Below are 18,991 nucleotides of genomic sequence, written 5' to 3'. Positions count from 1 at the left end.
CTGACGATAACCGTCAAGTATATCGCGGCGCCCGCGAGAAAAAGACAGGACAACCGCACACATGCCCGAGGTGATTTTTCCCGGACCTGAAGGCCGCCTGGAAGGCCGCTACCACCCGCAGAAGGAAAAAGACGCACCGATCGCCATCGTGCTGCACCCGCATCCCCAGTTCGGCGGGACCATGAACAACAAGGTCGTCTACAACCTGCATTACGCGTTTTACAACATGGGCTTCACGGTCCTGCGCTTCAATTTCCGGGGCGTCGGCCGCAGCCAGGGCGAGTATGATCAGGGCGTGGGCGAACTCAGCGATGCCGCGGCGGCGCTGGACTATCTGCAGTCGATGAACAACAACTCGAAACACTGCTGGGTCGCTGGCTTTTCCTTTGGGGCCTGGATCGGCATGCAACTGCTGATGCGCCGGCCCGAGATCACCGGCTTCATCAGCGTCTCACCGCCCGCCAACATGTATGATTTTTCTTTCCTCGCGCCCTGTCCCTCGTCGGGCCTGATTATCAACGGCACCGCTGATCGTGTGGCGCCGCCTGCGGACACCACCGCGCTGGTCAACAAGCTGCACGAGCAGAAAGGCATCACCATCACCCATACCGAGGTGGAAGGCGCCGATCATTTCTTCCAGGGCGAACACATGGATACGTTGATCACCAACGTCACCGACTACGTGAAACGTCGCCTGACCGAGAACACGCGCTGATGTCGGATACCATCACCACCTTGGCCGCCAAACTGGCCGAGGACACCATGAAGGTCATGGACGAGACAGGCCATGACCGATTCTATGTCGAGGTCGGCGAAGTGCTGGGCGCGGCCTCGCAATCACTGGAAGAGGCCTTCCTGACCGAGATCCGCGTGCGCCTGGCCGAGCGCAAGGCCCGCCAGTTCGTCATCCGCAAGCTGTCGGAACATCGCGCCAAATTGAAGGCCATCGAAAAGAAATAAGCCGCAAAAAAAAGGAGCCCTCGGGCTCCTTTTTCATGGTCGCATCGCGATCAAATCTCAGTTTTGCTTGACCTCTCAGCCAAATAGGCTGCGTCGGTATCGACGGACCCCCCGTCAGCAAGCCACCCAGTCGCCGCAATGAGTGCCGAAGCACAAAGGACGAACTTGACGAAAGTCGTCATCTGAAAAACTCGTAACAAAAACACCAATAACTATCACTACGATACATCAACTCACCGTTTGTCATAGTCTGGATTACCTGACCTCTGCGTCAACCCACGTCCCGGCCCTTGCCAGATCCGTTCCGGTTGTGGTCAACCTTCGCAAACCTCGAAACAAGGTGCCGCCTCATGCCCAAAGCCTATCTGATCCTTCTGCTGGCCGTCGTCGCTGAAACCATCGGAACCACGGCCCTACAGGCCAGCCAGCAATTCACGCGGTTTTGGCCTTCGGTTCTGGTCGTGGTCGGCTATGGTGTCGCCTTCTACCTGATGGCTCTGACCTTAAAGGTGATGCCCGTTGGCATCGTTTATGCCATCTGGTCCGGGCTGGGCATCACGTTAATCGCCCTGATCGGGTTCCTCGTTTTCGGACAGCGGCTGGATTGGCCTGCGGTGCTGGGGCTGGCGATGATTCTGGGCGGAATCCTCGTCATTCATCTGTTTTCGCACACGGCGGTGCATTGATCTCGCGTTAGGGCTGGTAACTTGTGGCGTCCCGCGTTATGCGCGCGGCAACTTCCCGTTCAAAGGCTGACTTCATGGACCTGCGCAACATCGCAATCATCGCCCACGTGGACCACGGCAAAACGACCCTGGTGGACGAACTTCTCAAACAATCCGGCGCGTTCCGCGAGAACCAGGCCGTGGCCGAACGCGCCATGGACAGCAATGATCTTGAACGCGAACGCGGCATCACCATTCTAGCCAAGGCCACCAGCGTCGAATGGAAGGGCACGCGCATCAACATCGTCGACACCCCTGGCCACGCCGATTTCGGCGGGGAGGTCGAACGCATTCTCAGCATGGTCGATGGCGTCGTGCTGCTGGTCGATGCCGCCGAAGGCCCGATGCCCCAAACCAAGTTCGTGACCTCGAAGGCGCTGGCGCTGGGGCTGCGCCCGATCGTGGTGCTGAACAAGGTCGACAAGCCCGATGCCGAGCCCGACCGCGCGCTGGACGAGTGCTTTGACCTGTTCGCCAACCTCGGCGCCGACGATGACCAACTGGATTTCCCGGCCATGTACGCCTCGGGGCGGTCGGGCTGGGCCGACATGGAACTGGACGGACCGCGCAAGGATCTGTCGGCGCTGTTCGACCTGATCGTCGATCACGTTCCCGCCCCCAAGCAAATCGCGCGCAAGGATGAACCCTTCCGCATGCTGGCAACGACCTTGGGCAGCGACCCGTTCATCGGCCGCATCCTGACGGGCCGTGTCGAAAGCGGCACGCTCAAGGCGGGCGATGCGCTCAAAGCGCTCAGCCGCGACGGCACCCTGATCGAGAATTTCCGCGCCACCAAGATCCTGGCCTTCCGCGGTCTCAGCCAGCAACCGATCGACGTGGCCGAAGCGGGAGACATCGTGACCATCGCGGGCATGAGCAAGGCCACCGTGGCGGATTCGCTGGTGGCGCCCCAGGTTGACGAGGCCCTGCCCGCCCAGCCGATCGATCCGCCAACCATCACCGTCACCTTCGGCATCAACGACTCGCCGCTGGCTGGGCGTGACGGCAAGAAGGTCCAGTCGCGCGTCATCCGCGACCGCCTAATGAAAGAGGCCGAATCCAACGTGGCCATCCGCGTTACCGACACTCCGGGCGGCGAAGCCTTCGAGGTTGCGGGCCGTGGCGAATTGCAGATGGGCGTTCTGATCGAGAACATGCGCCGTGAAGGGTTCGAACTCAGCATCTCGCGCCCACAGGTTCTGTTCCGCGAGGAAAATGGCCAGCGGCTGGAGCCGATCGAGGAAGTCACCATCGACGTGGATGACGAATATTCGGGCGCCGTGATCGAAAAGATCACCGGCGCGCGCAAGGGCGAACTGGTCGAGATGCGCCCCGCCGGTGCCGGCAAGACCCGCATCATCGCGCATGTCCCGTCGCGTGGGCTGATCGGCTATCACGGCGAGTTTCTGACCGACACCCGCGGCACCGGTGTTTTGAACCGCGTGTTCCACGGCTGGGCGCCGCACAAGGGCCCGATCCCCGGCCGCCGGGCCGGCGTTCTGATCTCGATGGAGAATGGCCAAGCCGTCGCCTATGCGCTGTGGAACCTCGAGGAGCGCGGCCGCATGTTCATCGGCCCGCAGGCTGATGTGTATCAAGGCATGATCATCGGTGAGCATTCGCGGGACAACGACCTCGAAGTGAACCCGCTCAAGGGCAAGAAGCTGACGAACGTGCGCGCCAGTGGCTCGGATGACGCGGTGCGCCTGACCCCGCATGTCCAGTTCTCGCTGGAGGAGGCCATCGCTTATATCGATGACGATGAACTGGTCGAAGTGACCCCGAACGCGATCCGCCTTCGCAAACGATTCCTCGACCCGCACGAGCGGAAGCGGATGGCCAAATCCGCCTGATCCGAACGGCAAACCGACCTGACTCGGAAGCAATGACGTCAGCTTGACGTCATTGTTTCGACTCTGAATTCGTTGGGAAAAAACGAAAAAGACACGCTTTCCCCAACGGCCATTTGTTTCAACTGTACTTTTTCGGGAACACGGTCTGAATACTCTTCCGTCACCCTGGCCTGAACCTTGCGATTGTGGCGCATCGGGGGTGTAATCGTGGCGTGAATGTGGCGCCGATTCTGTATGCTCTGCCAAGCCGTGGCATCGCAGTTGGCGTGTTTTTTGAGTAACCAGTGCCGAGGAGCTTGGTCATGGTAGTATTTTCCCGCGTTTTCATTGTTTTTTCACTTTTTTTCACGTCCGGGATTTCGGCCGGAACTGAGGCAAGCGCGGCGTGTACCGTGAAAACAGCTCGTCAATCAGGGGCGTCGGCACAGGTTTTGTGCGAGTGCAGCAGGGTTACCACAGCAATGTTGCGCTATATTCAGCGCCGAACCGATTTCGACAACATCCTGGCAAGTGTCAGCGCCGAATGCCCAGCGTTAGCCGACTTGCTGACCGACGTTCCGACAGCATCAATCGGTGCGCAGTATCAGCGATCCGGCGACGGTCCCTCGAACGAGGCCGAACGCACAAACCGCGCGGCCGGTCAAAGCAGCAGACCCTCCCGGGGCGACGTCGCCAACGATTCTCCTCGTCGCAACAATGACAGCCCGCCGACTGAACCCAAGGACGAACACGAGCCCGAACGCGAAGCTGAACGCGAAAGCGATCGCGAGCCCGAACGCGAAGCTGAACGCGAAAGCGATCGCGAGCCCGAACGCGAAGCTGAGCGCGAAAGCGATCGCGAGCCCGAACGCGAAGCTGAGCGCGAAAGCGATCGCGAGCCCGAACGCGAAGCTGAGCGCGAAAGCGATCGCGAGCCCGAACGCGAAGCTGAAGAAAAACACGAATCCGAAGGTGAACCTGAGGTTGAAGGGGCAGCGTAAAGTGCCCCTTTTCACACCTGAATGAATTCAATTCAAACCGTGTTCGACTTTGAACGGTTGGCGTCTGCAATCAAGCCATAACGGCCGACCCGAACCATCGAACAGTCCGTTCTGATGGCGACGACCGTTCAGGCTCGCTTGCCAACCTGCCGCGCAGGAATTGTCAGCTTCTTCTGTAAACACCCAGCCAACGCTGCGGTTGATCCGGGTCTTGCATGCGCAGAAACAAGTAGCGCGTGGCGCTCCACGCTTTGATCTGGTTCGTCACATTGTCCAGCACCATGTCGCCGCGCGGCGACCGATAGACCAAAACCGCATGGCCCCGGCGTCTCGTGTCCAGTACGGTCGCGATAAGAAGCCGCTTGGGATCAACGCCAGCTTCGATCAGGTTTCTCTTTTTTAGCAGAACGAAGTCTTCGCAGTCCCCGCCCAACTTTGTCGGCAGCGCCCATTTTTCCTGCAAACGGTATTGTGACTGGTCAGAAACCTCCCTGGTCGAGGCGTTCACGTGGCGATTGATCTGCTTCACGACCAATAACTCTCGGTGACCATCAATCGTTCGGCTGGATCCTTCCGAGCATGCCCAACTGTATCGTTGGCAGAGTTGAGACGCGCCCGATGGCGGCTGAGCAGGGGTCGCCCCGGTAATGAAAGCGCTGTCAGCCAAGGCTGCGGAACTGAACGCCGCCATGGCAACAGCCGCCAAAATACCCAATGCGCGACACCGACCAGCCGCCACTACAGGTCCGGATCGCAATTTCAGTGCAGAAGATTGGGTCGCCTTCTTCATCTCAACCTCCGGATCCTGACAGCACACTGGTCACCGGATGAAAATCTAGGTGTCTGCAATCAACTAAGTGTCATGCAAATACCCAAACACGGCAACCTTCCGCCAAATTCGGGTCGAAAAACGGCGAAAATCCGTCTGTCAATCAGGCAATTTGGGATCAAGATGATGGCAGAAATGGGCATCAAGAGGCCGGCAGGCCGTTTATCGCTAGGCGCGAAACGCCGGCATTTGCGGGCGGCGCAAAATCCTACTCAGCCCCACAAACCAAGTCAGTTAGCGTCGCAAGACACAAGGTTTGCGTTATCTGGACGTTTGAAAAGGGCGGCCCGTGCCTCGGGCCACCGGGTCATTCGGTCGTTTCGACCACGATCAACTCGCGTTCACTTGCCCCGCGCGCATGATCCAGCGCCTGCTGGTATTCCGGCGAGTTGTAGCAGGCCACCGCGTCTTCGACAGACGGGAACTTGGCCACGACATTGCGCGGCCGTTCCTTGCCCTCAAGCTGAACGTACCGCCCTGCCCGGGCGATAAAATGCCCGCCATGCTTGGCAATCGCAGGGCCTGCCAGTTCGGCATATTTTCCATATGCTTCGGCATCGGTTACCGTGACATGAGCAATCCAGAGTGCTGGCATTCTAACCTCCCAATACCAGTTCCGCCGCCTTGATGGCCGCGGCTGCATTCGACGGATCGCGTCCGCCGCCCTGAGCCATGTCGGGGCGTCCACCGCCGCCCTTGCCGCCCAGTTCCTGCACGGCCGCCCGAACCAGATCGACCGCCGAGATCTTCTGCGTCAGGTCGTTGGTCACGCCGGCCGCAACCGCGGCTTTTCCACCGCTGTCGGCAATCAACAGAACCGCGCCCGAGCCGAGTCGACTTTTATGTTCGTCGATCAAGGCCGGCAGGTCCTTGCCCGAGACCCCGCTCAGGGCCTGGGCCAGGAACTTGATGCCGTTGACGTCCTTGGCCACGGCACCGTTCGCCTGCCCCGCGCCTCCGGCCATGGCCAGTTCGCGGCGCAGCTGTGCAACCTCGTTCTGCAGGGCCTTGCGTTCGTCCAGCAGGGCCTTGACCCGACTCACCACATCCTCGGGCTGCGCCTTGAGTTCGGACGCGACCTGCACAAGACGGCGATCCTGGGTCGAGAGGTATTCGAGGGCGGCATCCCCCGTCAAAGCCTCGATCCGGCGCACGCCGGCGCTGCTGGCGCTGTCGCCCAGGATGACAAAGGTGCCGATGTCACCCGTGTGGCGCACATGGGTGCCGCCGCACAGTTCGATCGACCAGGTCTCGCCGTCATGACCTTTGCCCGTGGGTGCCTTGCCCATCGAAACCACGCGCACCTCGTCGCCGTATTTCTCGCCGAACAGCGCCTGCGCGCCCAGCTTACGGGCATCTTCCGGCGTCATGATCCGGGTTTCCACGGGCGAGTTCTGACGGATGAAGGCGTTGACCTCACGCTCGACCGTTTCGATTTCCTCTGGCGTCATCGCCTTCGTGTGGCTGAAATCGAAACGCAGACGGTCTGCGGCGTTCAGAGAACCGCGCTGCGCCACATGCGCCCCCAGCGTTTCGCGCAGGGCCTCGTGCAGCAGGTGCGTGGCCGAGTGGTTGGCCCGGATCGCGCCGCGACGGGCGTGATCAACCTCAAGCTCCACCGCCTCACCCTTGGCAAATGCGCCACGCTCGACCGCAACCTTATGCGCGATCACTTTGCCGTCGGCGAACTTCTTGGTGTCTTCGACCACGGCAACCTCGTCGCGGTCCTCCAGGCGCCGAATGACGCCGGTATCGCCGACCTGACCACCGGCTTCACCATAGAACGGCGTCTGGTTCGTGACGATCCAACCGCTTTCACCCGGCTCCAGCTTCTCCACCAGCGCCCCGTCGCGGATAACGGCCAAGACCTGGCCCTCGGCTTTCTCGGTCTCATAGCCCAGGAAATCGGTCGCACCGGCGGCGTCCAGAACGTCGAACCACACGGCCTGATCGGCGGCTTCCCCCGATCCCGCCCAGGCGGCCCGAGCCTTGGCCTTCTGTTCGGCCATCGCAGCATCGAACCCTTCGGTGTCCACGGTCCGGCCCTTCTCACGCAGGGCGTCCTGCGTCAAATCCAGCGGGAATCCGTAGGTGTCATACAGTTTGAACGCAGCCTCGCCGGGCAAGGGCGCACCGTCGGGCAGGCCCGCCACTTCGTCATCCAGCAGCTTGAGGCCGCGGTCCAGCGTCTGCTTGAACCGGGTTTCCTCCAACAGCAGCGTTTCCTCGATCAGCGCCTGCGCCCGGCCCAGCTCTGAATATTGCGCGCCCATCAGTTGCACCAGCGTGGGCACCAACCGGTGCATGACCGGATCCTTGGCGCCTAGCAGATGCGCGTGACGCATGGCCCGGCGCATGATCCGGCGCAGCACATAGCCACGCCCGTCATTCGACGGCATCACACCATCCGCAATCAGGAACGAGGTCGACCGCAGGTGGTCGGCGATCACCCGGTGATGCACGTTCTGATCGCCGTAGGGGTCGACATTGGTCACATCCGCCGACGCCTCGATCAGAGTTTTGAACAGATCCGTATCATAGTTGTCGTGGCTGCCCTGCAGCAGCGCACCGATCCGTTCCAAACCCATGCCGGTATCGATCGACTGCATGTCCAGTTCACGCATCGAGCCGTCCTCGAACTGCTCGTTCTGCATGAAGACGATGTTCCAGATCTCGATGAATCGATCGCCGTCCTCTTCGGCCGATCCCGGAGGACCGCCCCAGATGTGATCGCCGTGATCATAGAAGATCTCGGTGCAGGGGCCGCAGGGGCCGGTGGGGCCCATCTGCCAGAAATTGTCGCTGGTGGCGATGCGGATGATCCTGTCCTCGGGAACGCCGACCTTTTTCCAGATTTCGAACGCTTCGTCGTCGGTATGATAGACCGTCGTCAGCAGCCGGTTCTTGTCGATCCCGAACTCCTTGGTGATCAACTCCCAGGCGAAGGGAATCGCCGCTTCCTTGAAGTAATCCCCAAACGAGAAGTTGCCCAGCATCTCGAAGAAAGTATGGTGGCGGGCCGTGTAACCGACATTGTCCAGATCGTTGTGCTTGCCGCCGGCACGCACGCATTTCTGCGCGGTGGTAGCGCGTTTGTAGTCGCGGGTCTCGAGGCCGGTGAACAGGTTCTTGAACTGCACCATGCCCGAGTTGACGAACATCAGGGTCGGGTCGTTGCGCGGCACCAGCGGGCTCGACGCAACCACCTCGTGCCCTTGTTTGGCAAAGTAGTTCAGAAAGGTTGAGCGGATATCGTTCAGCGTGGGCATTGGGCTCTCTCAGCGCGCAGTCATGATCTGTCGCGACGGTTTAGCCGCCCGCCCGCCGATAGTCCACAGGATTGCTGCACCGCAAACGAAACAGGGCGGCCCAAAGGACCACCCTGCCTGTCTTTGACCCGGTCGATCACGCTTCGAGGATGTCGTCCTCGTCCGCCCCGGGCGGCATGTCGAACTCCAGCCCGTGCGCGGCACGGATCTTGTCTTCGATCTCCAGCGCGATCCGACTGTTCTCGCGCAAATACTGCTTGGCGTTTTCCCGCCCCTGCCCGATCCGTTCGTCGCCATAGCTGAACCACGAACCCGATTTCTCGACCACGCCGGCCTTGACGCCCAGGTCCAGCAATTCGCCCATCTTGCTGATGCCTTCGCCATACATGATGTCGAATTCCACCTGCTTGAACGGCGGCGCCACCTTGTTCTTGACCACTTTCACGCGGGTCTGATTGCCGACCACCTCGTCGCGGTCCTTGATCGCGCCGATGCGGCGGATATCCAGGCGGACTGAGCTGTAGAATTTCAGGGCGTTGCCGCCGGTCGTCGTTTCCGGGCTGCCGAACATGACGCCGATCTTCATGCGGATCTGGTTGATGAAGATCACCATGCAGTTGCTGCGGGCGATCGAGCCTGTCAGCTTGCGCATTGCCTGGCTCATCAACCGGGCCTGCACGCCCACATTGCTGTCGCCCATGTCGCCTTCCAACTCGGATTTCGGCGTCAGCGCGGCCACCGAGTCCACAACGACCATGTTAACCGCCCCGGACCGCACCAGCGTATCGGTGATTTCCAGCGCCTGTTCACCCGTATCGGGCTGCGAGATCAGAAGCTCGTCCAGATCCACCCCCAGCTTGCGGGCGTATTGCGGGTCCAGCGCATGTTCCGCATCGACGAATGCACACACACCACCGCGTTTCTGCTGTTCTGCGATGCAGTGCAGGGTAAGGGTCGTCTTGCCCGAGCTTTCCGGGCCGTAAATTTCGACGATCCGACCCATCGGCAAGCCGCCGATGCCCAGGGCGATGTCCAACCCCAGAGAGCCGGTCGAACTGGCCTCGATCTCCTGTCGGGCGCCGTCGCCCAGTTTCATGATCGACCCCTTGCCGAACTGCCGCTCGATCTGGGCCAGCGCGCTGTCGAGCGCCTTTTGCTTGTCCGCGTTTTTCTTGTCGCTCATCGTCAGAAGATCCGCCATTGTCCTGTCGCCTTCCCTTTTGTCACACCCGAAACCGGGCGGCAATCGCTGCTTTGTTCGCCTCTTGTTCCTTATGAGATCAAAAAGTGAACATTTCAACCAAAACTTTCAGGATTTACTTTCAACAAAAGATGTTAACGAGACGTTTACTTGAGGCTTGGGTCGCAGCATGATCGCGCAAAGCACTGACAAATATCGCTTTTTTCTGCATTTCGCGCTGCGAATCCGGCCGCATCATTGACCTTGCGGACAAGCCCGGCCAAACATTGTCCCATAAACAGGTTTAGCGTCGGGCAGTAGTTTCATGCTGATATTCTTCAAAGAACGACTGGCTTTGCTGTCCGTCCCCAAGACTGGCAGCACCGCGTATTTCAAATCGCTGCGTGATCGGGCCGATATTGTTGTGTCCGGCCCTCCCGATCTCAAGCACGCACCGGTGCGCCGGTTCGACCGGTTCTTTCAGAACATTTTCTTGAAGATGTACCATACCGAACTCGAGGTCATGGCCGTTGTCCGCGAGCCCCTGGATTGGCTGGGCAGTTGGTACAGGTACCGATCCCGACCTGAATTGCAGGGTCACGAAAAGGCGACACATGACCTCAGCTTCGACGCCTTCGTTCAAGGCTACTTGCGCACACCGCGCCCAGCCTTTGCCGACGTGGGCAGCCAATCCGATTTTTTCAGAACGCGCAGCAATGGCCGCGGTGCGACCCATATTTTTCGCTATGACAACCAGCAAGCAATCCTCGAATTCCTGCAGGACCGTTTGAAAACCGAAATCAACCTGACCCAGGAAAACGTGTCGCCAAAACGCCAGATGGACATCGCGCCGGAGACCGAGCGACGGTTTCGCAAGATCCACGCGGCCGAGTTCGACCTGTACGCTCGGGCCAGATGACTCAGCTCAGATGCTGCTGAACCGATTCGGCCAGTTGCGTCAGCGAAAACGGCTTTGGCAGGAAACTTGCGTCGGGCATTTCCGGACCGGACTCGCCAAAGGCGCCCTCGGTGTATCCCGACATGAACACCACCCGCACGTCCGGCCTGTCGATGCGCGCCTTGGAGACCCAGGTCGGGCCGTCCATACCCGGCATGACCACATCGGTCACAAAGACATCGACATGCAGATCCGGGTCTTCAAGGAGTTTCAGCGCTTCCTCGGCGGAACCGGCCTCGAGCACAGTATAGCCCTTCAGACGCAAGGCGCGGGTCGCAAAGGCCCTGACCGGCGCCTCGTCTTCGACCAGCAGAACCACGCCCTCGCCGGTATGGTTGGCGCCCTGTTCCTCGGCCTTGTGTTCCGGCGGCTTTTCGGTTTCGGCCGTACTGCACACCGGCAGCAGTACGTTGAATTCAGAGCCGCGGCCTTCGACGCTGTCCACGAAGATGAACCCGCCGGTCTGCTTGACGATCCCGTAAACCGTTGACAACCCCAGCCCGGTGCCTTCGCCGGTGCGCTTCGTGGTGAAGAACGGCTCGAACACCTTGTCCAACTTGTCCCCCGGTATACCGATTCCGCTGTCGATGACCTTGACCGAAACATATTCGCCGGGCGCGACGGTTGCCCGGTCACGTCTGAATTCTTCGGTCAACACGACGACTTCGGTCTCGATGCGGATATCGCCCCCCTCTGGCATGGCGTCACGCGCGTTGACTACGAGGTTCATCAACACCTGTTCCAACTGACGCTTGTCCGCCCGCACGGGCTTCAACACCGGGTCGTGGCTGAGGACCAGCCGGATCTTCTCGCCCACCAGTCGGTTCAAAAGGTGGATCAGGTCGGAAATGGTGTCGCGCAGGTCCAGGACTTCGGGCCGCAACGTCTGTTTGCGGGAAAACGCCAGCAACTGCCCCACAAGGGCGGCCGCGCGGTTGGCGTTCTGGTTGATTTGCACCAGGTCCGCATAGTCAGGATCGCTCGCCTCGTGCCGCAGCAGCAGCAGATCGCAGTGACCTGAAATCGCGGTCAGCAGGTTGTTGAAGTCATGCGCGACGCCGCCGGCCAACTGCCCGACGGCCTGCATCTTCTGGCCCTGAACGAACTGTGCTTCCAGTGTCTTCAATTCCGTCGCATCATGCAGTACGGCCAGCAGACCGACCTCACCATCATTAACGACCCGGGACAGGGTGACCTGAACATAGATGTCCTTGTCCTTCCGACTCAGCCGCAGAAACTCGGAACATGGGGGGGCCTCGCGCTGAGCCACATCCGTCAACAATGCGGATACCGGGCGGTTCAATCCCTGCATGATCTCACCGATGTTGGTCTGGCCGACAGGAAAGTCACCCAACAGTTTCGCAGCAAGGTGATTGGCCTCGATGACATCTCCGGTCAGCGACAACCGCAACAGCGGCACAGGCAAGTCGTCCACCGCCGGCGCCCATTGGGTCGGTTTGGTGTCGTCGATCTCGATCAACGCCAGGTCTCGGCCCGAGTTCGTCCTCTTCAGTTCGGTGACACAGATGCGGCGCACTGCATCGTTTCCTTCGATGCGAACCATGCCAGCGCCCTTCGAAGTCCTGGCTGAAAGGATCTGTTGCAGCGCATCGGGGGCCCGGCTCAGCAGTTCTTGCGCAGGCGGATTTGCCGCAAGCACACTGTCTTTGTGCCCCAAAGTGACCACCGGAACCGACACATGCGACCACAGCTGGCGTCCCGATGCCTTGATTCGCCACAAGAACAGGCCGTTGCCGAGATCGACGGTCAGGACCGGAATGCTGGCGCCCCTGCTCACGATGTCTTCGGCCGCCCGGCCATGGGCCACGGCCCGAGAATGCATGCGCAGCAAAATGGGCGACGGGTTGGCGAAGACGGACCGCAGACACCGATCCAGCCGGACGCCAGGACCGGCGTTGAACCGGCTTCGGGCCGCTGAATTGGCGATGACAATGGTCCCGTCGGAATCGGAGATAAAGCCAGGCGCGGGTTCCTTTTCCAGAAAGGCAGCCAGTATCGCCCTGACCTTGCTGTTCGCGCGTTCCTCAAGCAAGCCACGAAGCGACACGAAGAAAAATACCGCCAGAAAGGACCCGCCGACCGCCAGAATGCCGGGCGTCCATTCATCAGGGATTGTCGACAGCATCGGCAGCATGCATACGCCCACGGCCGCCCCCAGCAAAGACAGCATCCGCGACCAACTGGGCAATGATCTGTCGTTCAGCCTGGGTACCGCCCCAACCGTCTGAGTCATAAAATAGCCTGTTTCAATTCGCCCCGTGTGCAGTCGGGCACACGGATGGTAAATATGAAGTTAACGCAAGCCTCGGCGCTAACTTCTACCTTGAGTTGTTTTCAGCCCGTGGCTATCTCGTCAAGTGAGCAGTGAAGAACCCATCGGTTCCGTGTACAACCTGCCACAATTTTCGGAACCCGCACGTCCAGTCTGGGTGTTCCGCCAGAAACCGGTCGACGCGCCGGTCATTCTCGACATCCAGCAGCGAACAGGTGGCATAGGCCAGCACACCCTGTCCGGTGACCAACGGCGCCACCTGGTCAAGAATGCTGTCCTGAATGCCGGACAGCTCGGTCAGCCGGTCCGGTGTCAAGGCCCATTTGCCGGCGGGCGCGCGGCGCCAGGACCCGCTGCCCGAACAGGGCGCGTCCACCAGCACCAGGTCGAAAGGCCCGTGTCGTGCGACCTCATGCGATGCCAGTGGTGTCACGCTTACCCCGGCCCTGCCCGCCCGCACCGGCAAATCCCGCATCCGGGCCGGGTTTGCGTCATGGGCAAAGACCTTTACATCCGTGTGGGCAGCCATCGCCAGGGCCTTGCCGCCGCCGCCTGCACAGAAATCCAGAACCCGCATGCCGGGCTTTGGGTCCAACTCGGCAACCACCGCCTGGCTGGCCGCGTCCTGAAGCTCGACTAGTCCGCGCGCATAGGCCTGGCCGTTCGATACACGACGCGCACCCGAGACGACTTCGAGCGCGGTTGCGCAGCCCGGATGCGGGACCACCTCGACACCATCAGACTGCAGCGTCGAGACGGCGGTTTCCACATCTGCCCGGGCAAGATTCACCCTCAGATGGACCGGCGCCCGCCGCTGCAAGGCGACGGCGGTGGGACGCGCCAGATCACCAAGGGACCGCTCGAAGATCGGCCACAGCCATTCGGGGATATCATGTTCCTCGGCCACGGTGGCAAAGGCGCGTCCGACCTCGTTGTCCTGCACCGGCGCCGGTGCGTGCCGATCCCCAGAGAAAAAATCGTCCGGCTCTTCGCCCGCGGCGCGCAGCGCACCCAGCATCAACCCACGCCCGGTCATCGCTCCGCCGCGCGCCGCGTAGGACCGCATGCACCGGACTGCATCGAACACGTGATCGCGGATGGCCGCGCGATCCTTGGACCCGGCGAAGCGGCTGCGCCGCGCCCAGCCGGTCAAAGCCTTTTCGACGGGCGCACCCGATAGGATGTCGTCAAGGATTTCGATGGCGGCCTGAACCCGCGCGGCTGGTGTCATCTGCTGATCCGTTCGGGCAACCCGTTGGCGCCTTTACATGATGCGGTAGTTGGGGCTTTCGCGGGTGATCTGCACGTCATGCACATGGCTTTCCTTCAGGCCCGCGCCTGTGATCTTGACGAACTGACAGTTGCGCCGCATCTCTTCGATCGTGGCACATCCGGTATAGCCCATGGCCGCACGCAGGCCGCCGACCAGCTGGTGCACGACGGCGCTGGCCGAGCCTTTGTAGGGCACCTGCCCCTCGATCCCTTCGGGCACCAGCTTGTCATTCGCGGCGTCCTTTTGGAAATAGCGATCAGCCGAGCCGCGCGCCATCGCGCCCAGGCTGCCCATGCCGCGATAGGACTTGAACGAACGGCCCTGATACAGGATCACCTCGCCCGGGCTTTCGTCGGTGCCCGCGATCATCGAGCCAACCATGGCGCAGGACGCCCCCGCCGCGATGGCCTTGGCGAAATCGCCCGAGAACTTGATACCACCATCGGCGATGACCGGAACGTCTCCGGCGGCCGCTGCGCAATCCATGATCGCGGTCAGTTGCGGCACGCCGACACCGGCGACCATGCGCGTGGTGCAGATCGAGCCTGGCCCGATCCCGACCTTTACCGCATCGGCACCGGCGTCGATCAGCGCCTTGGTCGCGTCTGCGGTGGCGACGTTGCCTGCGATGATCTGCACTTCGTTCGACAGGGCCTTGATCCGCTTCACCGCGTCCAGCACCCCTTGGGAATGGCCGTGCGCAGTATCGACCACGATGATGTCGACACCCGCATCCACCAACCGCTCGGACCGTTCGAAACCGGCATCTCCAACCGACGTGGCCGCCGCGACGCGCAGCCGGCCCAGATCGTCTTTGCAGGCCGTTGGGTTCAGCACCGCTTGCTCGGTATCCTTCAGCGTCAGCAGTCCGGTCAGCTTGCCGTTGGCGTCCACAACCAGCAGCTTTTCGATCCGGCGGGCCTTCATCAGGCTGATGGCTTCTTCCCGGTCGGCCGGTTCTTGCAACATGGCCAGGTTGTCCGAGGTCATCATCGCGCGGATCGGCTGGTCGTCCGAGGTGGCAAAGCGCATGTCGCGATTGGTTACGATGCCGACGACGCGGCCTTCGTCATCCACCACCGGGAACCCGGTGAAGTTGTAGCGCTCGACCAAGGCCTTGGCATCGGCCAGCGTCTGATCGGCGCGCAGGGTGACGGGATTGTAGACGATGCCGGATTCGAACCGCTTGACCCGGCGCACCTCGCGGGCCTGCTCTTCGACCGTCAAGTTCTTGTGGATCACCCCGATGCCGCCGGACTGTGCCATCGCGATGGCCATGCGCGCCTCGGTCACAGTGTCCATGGCCGAGCTGAGCAGCGGTATGTTCATGTTGATCGCGCGCGTCACGCGCGTGGACGTGTCTGCCGTTGCCGGCAGCACCGACGAGGCCGCCGGAACCAAAAGAACGTCATCAAAGGTGAGTGCCTCACGAATCTGCATCTGCTAACCCCATGCAAAACCCCGTTTGGCGGTGACCCTATTGCATGGTTTCGACCAAAGGAAAAGCCCCTGCCCCAACTTGTTCGCCCACAAACCGCCGCGATGGCGCGGAAAACGACGCAAGCCGTGCAAAACCTGCCGCGGATTGGCCTTTCCCTTTGCCTCGAAACCCATATCTTGCCGCCATACGCGCGAACACCAAAAAGGCATCCGTCATGACTACCGATCCCCTTGTCGTCTTTACCCCATCGGGCAAACGCGGACATTTTCCCGTTGGCACTCCGATCCTGACGGCGGCCCGGCAGCTAGGGGTCGATCTGGATTCGGTCTGCGGCGGGCGCGGGATCTGCTCGAAATGCCAGATCACACCCAGCTATGGCGAGTTTCCCAAACACGGCGTCACGGTCCGCGAAGACGCGCTGAGCGAATGGAACGCGGTCGAGCAGCGCTATGACGACAAGCGCGGGCTGAAACCGGGCCGGCGGTTGGGATGTCAGGCCACCGTTCAGGGTGACGTGGTGATCGACGTTCCACCCGAAAGCCAGGTTCACCGCCAGGTGGTGCGCAAGGCCGCCGCCGCGCGGGCCATTACCATGGACCCGGCCACGCGCCTTTATTTCGTGGTGGTCGAGGAACCGGACATGCACTCGCCCACCGGCGATCTGGAACGGCTGGAGCGTGCCCTGCGCGAGCAGTGGCAGATCGACGCCGTCACCGCCGACCTGTCGCTTCTGTCCAAACTGCAGCCGACCCTGCGCAAGGGCAAGTGGGAGGTTACGGTTGCCTTGCACAAGGGGCACAAGGACAGCGTGGCGCGCATCGTCGAAATCTGGCCCGGCCTGCACGAAAACGGGCTGTACGGGCTGGCCATCGACCTCGGCTCGACCACCATCGCCGCGCATCTGACCGATCTGGAAACCGGCGAGGTCAAGGCCTCCTCCGGCCTGATGAACCCGCAAATCCGGTTCGGCGAGGACCTCATGAGCCGGGTCTCTTATGCCATGATGAACCCTGGCGGTGATCAGGAAATGACCCGGGCCGTACGCGAGGCGATCAACGATCTGGTCACCTCGATCGCCGACGAGGCCGGGATCGACCCGGCCCTGATCGTGGAAACGGTATTCGTCTGCAACCCGGTCATGCACCACCTGCTGCTGGGTCTGGACCCAGTCGAGCTGGGCCAGGCGCCCTTCGCGCTGGCCACATCCGAAAGCGTCTCGCTGCCCGCGCGCGAGATGGATCTGATCACGATGAACCCGCGCGCGCAGGTCTACATCCTGCCCTGCATCGCGGGCCATGTGGGGGCCGACTGCGCCGCCGTAGCGCTGAGCGAAGAGCCGGGCAAGTCGCAGGACCTGGTGTTGATCGTGGACGTCGGCACCAATGCCGAGATCCTGCTAGGCAACACGACCCGCGTGCTGGCATGTTCCTCGCCCACCGGACCGGCGTTCGAGGGCGCGCAGATCAGTTCGGGCCAGCGCGCCGCGCCCGGCGCGATCGAGCGCATTCAGATCGACCCGGTGACCAAGGAACCCCGGTTCCGCGTGATCGGCTCGGACAAGTGGTCGGACGAAGACGGGTTCGAGACGGACATCGCCACCACCGGCATCACCGGCATCTGCGGGTCGGGCATCATCGAGGCGGTGTCCGAAATGCGCTTGGCCGGCCTGCTGGACGAGAGCGGCCTGATCGGCTCGGCCGAACAGACCGGCTCCAGCCGCTGCATCCCCGAGGGCCGCACTCATTCCTATCTGATTCATGATGCCAGCGCCGAAGGTGGCCCACGCATCACCGTGACCCAAGGCGACATCCGCGCGATCCAGCTGGCGAAATCCGCGCTCTATGCCGGGGCGCGGCTGCTGATGGACGAGATGGGCGTGGACAAGGTGGATCGCGTGGTGCTGGCCGGGGCGTTCGGCGCCCATATCTCGACCAAACATGCGATGGTTCTAGGCATGATCCCCGACGCGCCGCTGGACAAGGTCTCGAGCGCGGGCAACGCCGCCGGTACCGGCGCGCGCATCGCGCTGTGCAACATCGCCGCCCGGGCCGAGATCGAGCGCGTGGTGCGCGAGATCACCAAGGTCGAAACCGCGATCGAGCCGAAATTTCAGGAGCATTTCGTCGCCGCCAACGCGATCCCGCACAAGACCGACCCCTTTCCGGAACTGGCAAGGGTCGTCAGCCTGCCCGCCCCATCCTTCAACACCGGGGGCGATGCGGAAAAAACTGGCCGCCGTCGCCGCAGAAAGGCATAGTCGAGCGAAACGCGGAGGGCGTCCTTGCAACTGGCGAATGAAGACCAAGCTGAATACTGGGGAAACTCGGCGTCAGGCACCAAGTGGTTGACCTTCGAGGACAAACTGGACCATATGCTGGCCCCGGTTCTGGACCTGGTTCTGGAGCGCGCCGAACTGACGTCCGGCCTGCGGGTGCTGGACATAGGCTGTGGCACTGGTGCCAGCACGGTCGCTGCGGCGCGCGCAGTCGGGCCCGAGGGGCACGTTCTGGGTGCCGATATCTCGGGCCCGTTTCTTGACCGAGCCGCACTGCGTGCCGACGCGGCCGGCCTGCCCAACACCGCGTTTCAACTGGCCGATGCCCAAGTGGCACCGTTCGAGCCGGAATCCCGCGACGTGGCTATTTCGCGTTTTGGGGTGATGTTCTTCGACGATCCTGTCGCCGCTTTTGCCAATATCGCAAGGGCACTGGTTCCAGGCGGACGGATGATCTTTGCCGCCTGGGGGCCGCTGTCCGACAACCCGTGGTTTCGGGTGCCGCATGTGGCCGCCACGGCGCATCTGGGCCACCCACCCAAATACGGACGCCACGCGCCCGGCCCGCTGGCCTTTCAGGACATCGACCGCGTCACCCGCCTGATGACCCAGGCCGGGCTGCGCGATGTTTCCGGCGAACCTGTGACCCTGCGCCTGCCCGGCCTGAACAGCGTCGAGGAAACGGCCAGCCTGTGTACCCGCGTGGGGCCTGCCGCGCGAGTCATCGCGCATTTCGACGGGTCCGAGGACGACGCCCGCATCATCCAGCGCGCAGTTAAAAGCGAATTTGAACGCTTCGTCGTCGATGGTAATCCCGGGCTGCCCGCGGTCATCAACCTGTTTCAGGCCCGCCGCGCCGCCTAAGGCGGCCCCTGGCCGTTGCACCCATTGCGGCCAATGCCGCATCCTGGGGCGACCTTTTCCGACCAAGGTCCGTGGCAAAGGGCGATCGGCC

15 protein-coding genes are annotated in these 18,991 nt (G+C 61.8%); 8 read left to right on the top strand and 7 right to left on the bottom strand.

Annotation, left to right across the window (positions count from 1 at the left end; genetic code table 11):
- The first annotated feature begins 61 nt into the window (after nt 1-61).
- The 5 genes from AC2FMN_RS16835 (at nt 62) to AC2FMN_RS16815 (ending at nt 4,518) form a co-directional block, all read left to right on the top strand.
- Nucleotides 62-715, top strand: a complete 654-nt coding sequence (locus AC2FMN_RS16835) for an alpha/beta hydrolase (protein WP_490360388.1) — start codon at nt 62-64, stop codon at nt 713-715.
- On the top strand, nt 715-960 hold the full coding sequence (locus tag AC2FMN_RS16830; RefSeq protein ID WP_490360389.1) for a hypothetical protein: 246 nt from the start codon (nt 715-717) through the stop codon (nt 958-960). Before AC2FMN_RS16835 ends, AC2FMN_RS16830 begins: the two co-directional genes overlap by 1 nt.
- Nucleotides 961-1,310: 350 nt before the next feature.
- Complete coding sequence (locus AC2FMN_RS16825) at nt 1,311-1,646, top strand: DMT family transporter (protein ID WP_496678323.1); 336 nt, start codon at nt 1,311-1,313, stop codon at nt 1,644-1,646.
- Between the two features lie 74 nt (nt 1,647-1,720).
- Nucleotides 1,721-3,538 carry a translational GTPase TypA gene (gene typA, locus AC2FMN_RS16820; RefSeq protein WP_496678321.1) on the top strand — a complete coding sequence of 606 codons (1,818 nt, stop codon included), beginning with the start codon at nt 1,721-1,723 and terminating at the stop codon, nt 3,536-3,538.
- 302 nt (nt 3,539-3,840) lie between these two features.
- Nucleotides 3,841-4,518, top strand: a complete 678-nt coding sequence (locus tag AC2FMN_RS16815; RefSeq protein WP_496689598.1) for a hypothetical protein — start codon at nt 3,841-3,843, stop codon at nt 4,516-4,518.
- 163 nt (nt 4,519-4,681) lie between these two features.
- Here the strand turns inward: AC2FMN_RS16815 and AC2FMN_RS16810 are convergent, their stop codons facing one another.
- The 4 genes from AC2FMN_RS16810 to recA form a co-directional block, all read right to left on the bottom strand.
- Nucleotides 4,682-5,308 carry a transglutaminase-like cysteine peptidase gene (locus tag AC2FMN_RS16810; protein ID WP_496689597.1) on the bottom strand — a complete coding sequence of 209 codons (627 nt, stop codon included), beginning with the start codon at nt 5,306-5,308 and terminating at the stop codon, nt 4,682-4,684.
- A 346-nt stretch (nt 5,309-5,654) separates the two neighbouring features.
- Entirely contained in the window at nt 5,655-5,942 is a 288-nt protein-coding gene (locus AC2FMN_RS16805; protein WP_490360396.1) for a DUF1330 domain-containing protein, read from the bottom strand.
- Nucleotide 5,943: 1 nt separating this feature from the next.
- On the bottom strand, nt 5,944-8,616 hold the full coding sequence (alaS, locus tag AC2FMN_RS16800) for an alanine--tRNA ligase (RefSeq protein WP_496689596.1): 2,673 nt from the start codon (nt 8,614-8,616) through the stop codon (nt 5,944-5,946).
- 136 nt (nt 8,617-8,752) lie between these two features.
- The gene (gene recA / locus AC2FMN_RS16795; protein ID WP_496678314.1) at nt 8,753-9,817 is read right to left on the bottom strand and encodes a recombinase RecA; all 1,065 of its coding nucleotides are present in this window, start codon (nt 9,815-9,817) and stop codon (nt 8,753-8,755) included.
- 304 nt (nt 9,818-10,121) lie between these two features.
- Between recA and AC2FMN_RS16790 the strand changes: the two genes are divergently transcribed.
- Nucleotides 10,122-10,715: a gamma-glutamyl kinase gene (locus AC2FMN_RS16790; RefSeq protein WP_496689595.1), complete on the top strand. Its 594-nt coding sequence runs from the start codon at nt 10,122-10,124 to the stop codon at nt 10,713-10,715.
- Between the two features lies 1 nt (nt 10,716).
- Here AC2FMN_RS16790 and AC2FMN_RS16785 read toward each other — a convergent pair whose 3' ends face one another.
- From AC2FMN_RS16785 to guaB, 3 genes are all read right to left on the bottom strand, one after another.
- Complete coding sequence (locus AC2FMN_RS16785; protein ID WP_496689594.1) at nt 10,717-12,900, bottom strand: hybrid sensor histidine kinase/response regulator; 2,184 nt, start codon at nt 12,898-12,900, stop codon at nt 10,717-10,719.
- Between the two features lie 220 nt (nt 12,901-13,120).
- Entirely contained in the window at nt 13,121-14,278 is a 1,158-nt protein-coding gene (locus AC2FMN_RS16780) for an RsmB/NOP family class I SAM-dependent RNA methyltransferase (protein WP_496689593.1), read from the bottom strand.
- 33 nt (nt 14,279-14,311) lie between these two features.
- Entirely contained in the window at nt 14,312-15,760 is a 1,449-nt protein-coding gene (gene guaB / locus AC2FMN_RS16775; RefSeq protein WP_496689592.1) for an IMP dehydrogenase, read from the bottom strand.
- A 215-nt stretch (nt 15,761-15,975) separates the two neighbouring features.
- Here guaB and AC2FMN_RS16770 point away from each other — a divergent pair, with 215 nt between their 5' ends.
- Nucleotides 15,976-18,018 (top strand): ASKHA domain-containing protein, encoded by a 2,043-nt coding sequence (locus AC2FMN_RS16770; protein WP_496689591.1) that lies wholly within the window; start codon nt 15,976-15,978, stop codon nt 18,016-18,018.
- A 24-nt stretch (nt 18,019-18,042) separates the two neighbouring features.
- Entirely contained in the window at nt 18,043-18,900 is an 858-nt protein-coding gene (locus tag AC2FMN_RS16765) for a class I SAM-dependent methyltransferase (RefSeq protein WP_496689590.1), read from the top strand.
- Nucleotides 18,901-18,991 lie beyond the last annotated feature (91 nt).

The sequence above is a fragment of the Ruegeria sp. BHSC037 genome (assembly GCF_059613045.1).
This window is presented reverse-complemented; position numbering and strand designations above follow the sequence as displayed.

What these genes read in the sequence shown, in the direction of transcription:
- AC2FMN_RS16835 (WP_490360388.1), top strand. Translation starts at nt 62, where the DNA reads ATGCCCGAGGTGATTTTTCCCGGACCTGAAGGCCGCCTGGAAGGCCGC.
- AC2FMN_RS16830 (WP_490360389.1), top strand. Translation starts at nt 715, where the DNA reads ATGTCGGATACCATCACCACCTTGGCCGCCAAACTGGCCGAGGACACC.
- AC2FMN_RS16825 (WP_496678323.1), top strand. Translation starts at nt 1,311, where the DNA reads ATGCCCAAAGCCTATCTGATCCTTCTGCTGGCCGTCGTCGCTGAAACC.
- typA (WP_496678321.1), top strand. Translation starts at nt 1,721, where the DNA reads ATGGACCTGCGCAACATCGCAATCATCGCCCACGTGGACCACGGCAAA.
- AC2FMN_RS16815 (WP_496689598.1), top strand. Translation starts at nt 3,841, where the DNA reads ATGGTAGTATTTTCCCGCGTTTTCATTGTTTTTTCACTTTTTTTCACG.
- AC2FMN_RS16810 (WP_496689597.1), bottom strand. Translation starts at nt 5,308, where the DNA reads ATGAAGAAGGCGACCCAATCTTCTGCACTGAAATTGCGATCCGGACCT.
- AC2FMN_RS16805 (WP_490360396.1), bottom strand. Translation starts at nt 5,942, where the DNA reads ATGCCAGCACTCTGGATTGCTCATGTCACGGTAACCGATGCCGAAGCA.
- alaS (WP_496689596.1), bottom strand. Translation starts at nt 8,616, where the DNA reads ATGCCCACGCTGAACGATATCCGCTCAACCTTTCTGAACTACTTTGCC.
- recA (WP_496678314.1), bottom strand. Translation starts at nt 9,817, where the DNA reads ATGGCGGATCTTCTGACGATGAGCGACAAGAAAAACGCGGACAAGCAA.
- AC2FMN_RS16790 (WP_496689595.1), top strand. Translation starts at nt 10,122, where the DNA reads ATGCTGATATTCTTCAAAGAACGACTGGCTTTGCTGTCCGTCCCCAAG.
- AC2FMN_RS16785 (WP_496689594.1), bottom strand. Translation starts at nt 12,900, where the DNA reads ATGCTGTCGACAATCCCTGATGAATGGACGCCCGGCATTCTGGCGGTC.
- AC2FMN_RS16780 (WP_496689593.1), bottom strand. Translation starts at nt 14,278, where the DNA reads ATGACACCAGCCGCGCGGGTTCAGGCCGCCATCGAAATCCTTGACGAC.
- guaB (WP_496689592.1), bottom strand. Translation starts at nt 15,760, where the DNA reads ATGCAGATTCGTGAGGCACTCACCTTTGATGACGTTCTTTTGGTTCCG.
- AC2FMN_RS16770 (WP_496689591.1), top strand. Translation starts at nt 15,976, where the DNA reads ATGACTACCGATCCCCTTGTCGTCTTTACCCCATCGGGCAAACGCGGA.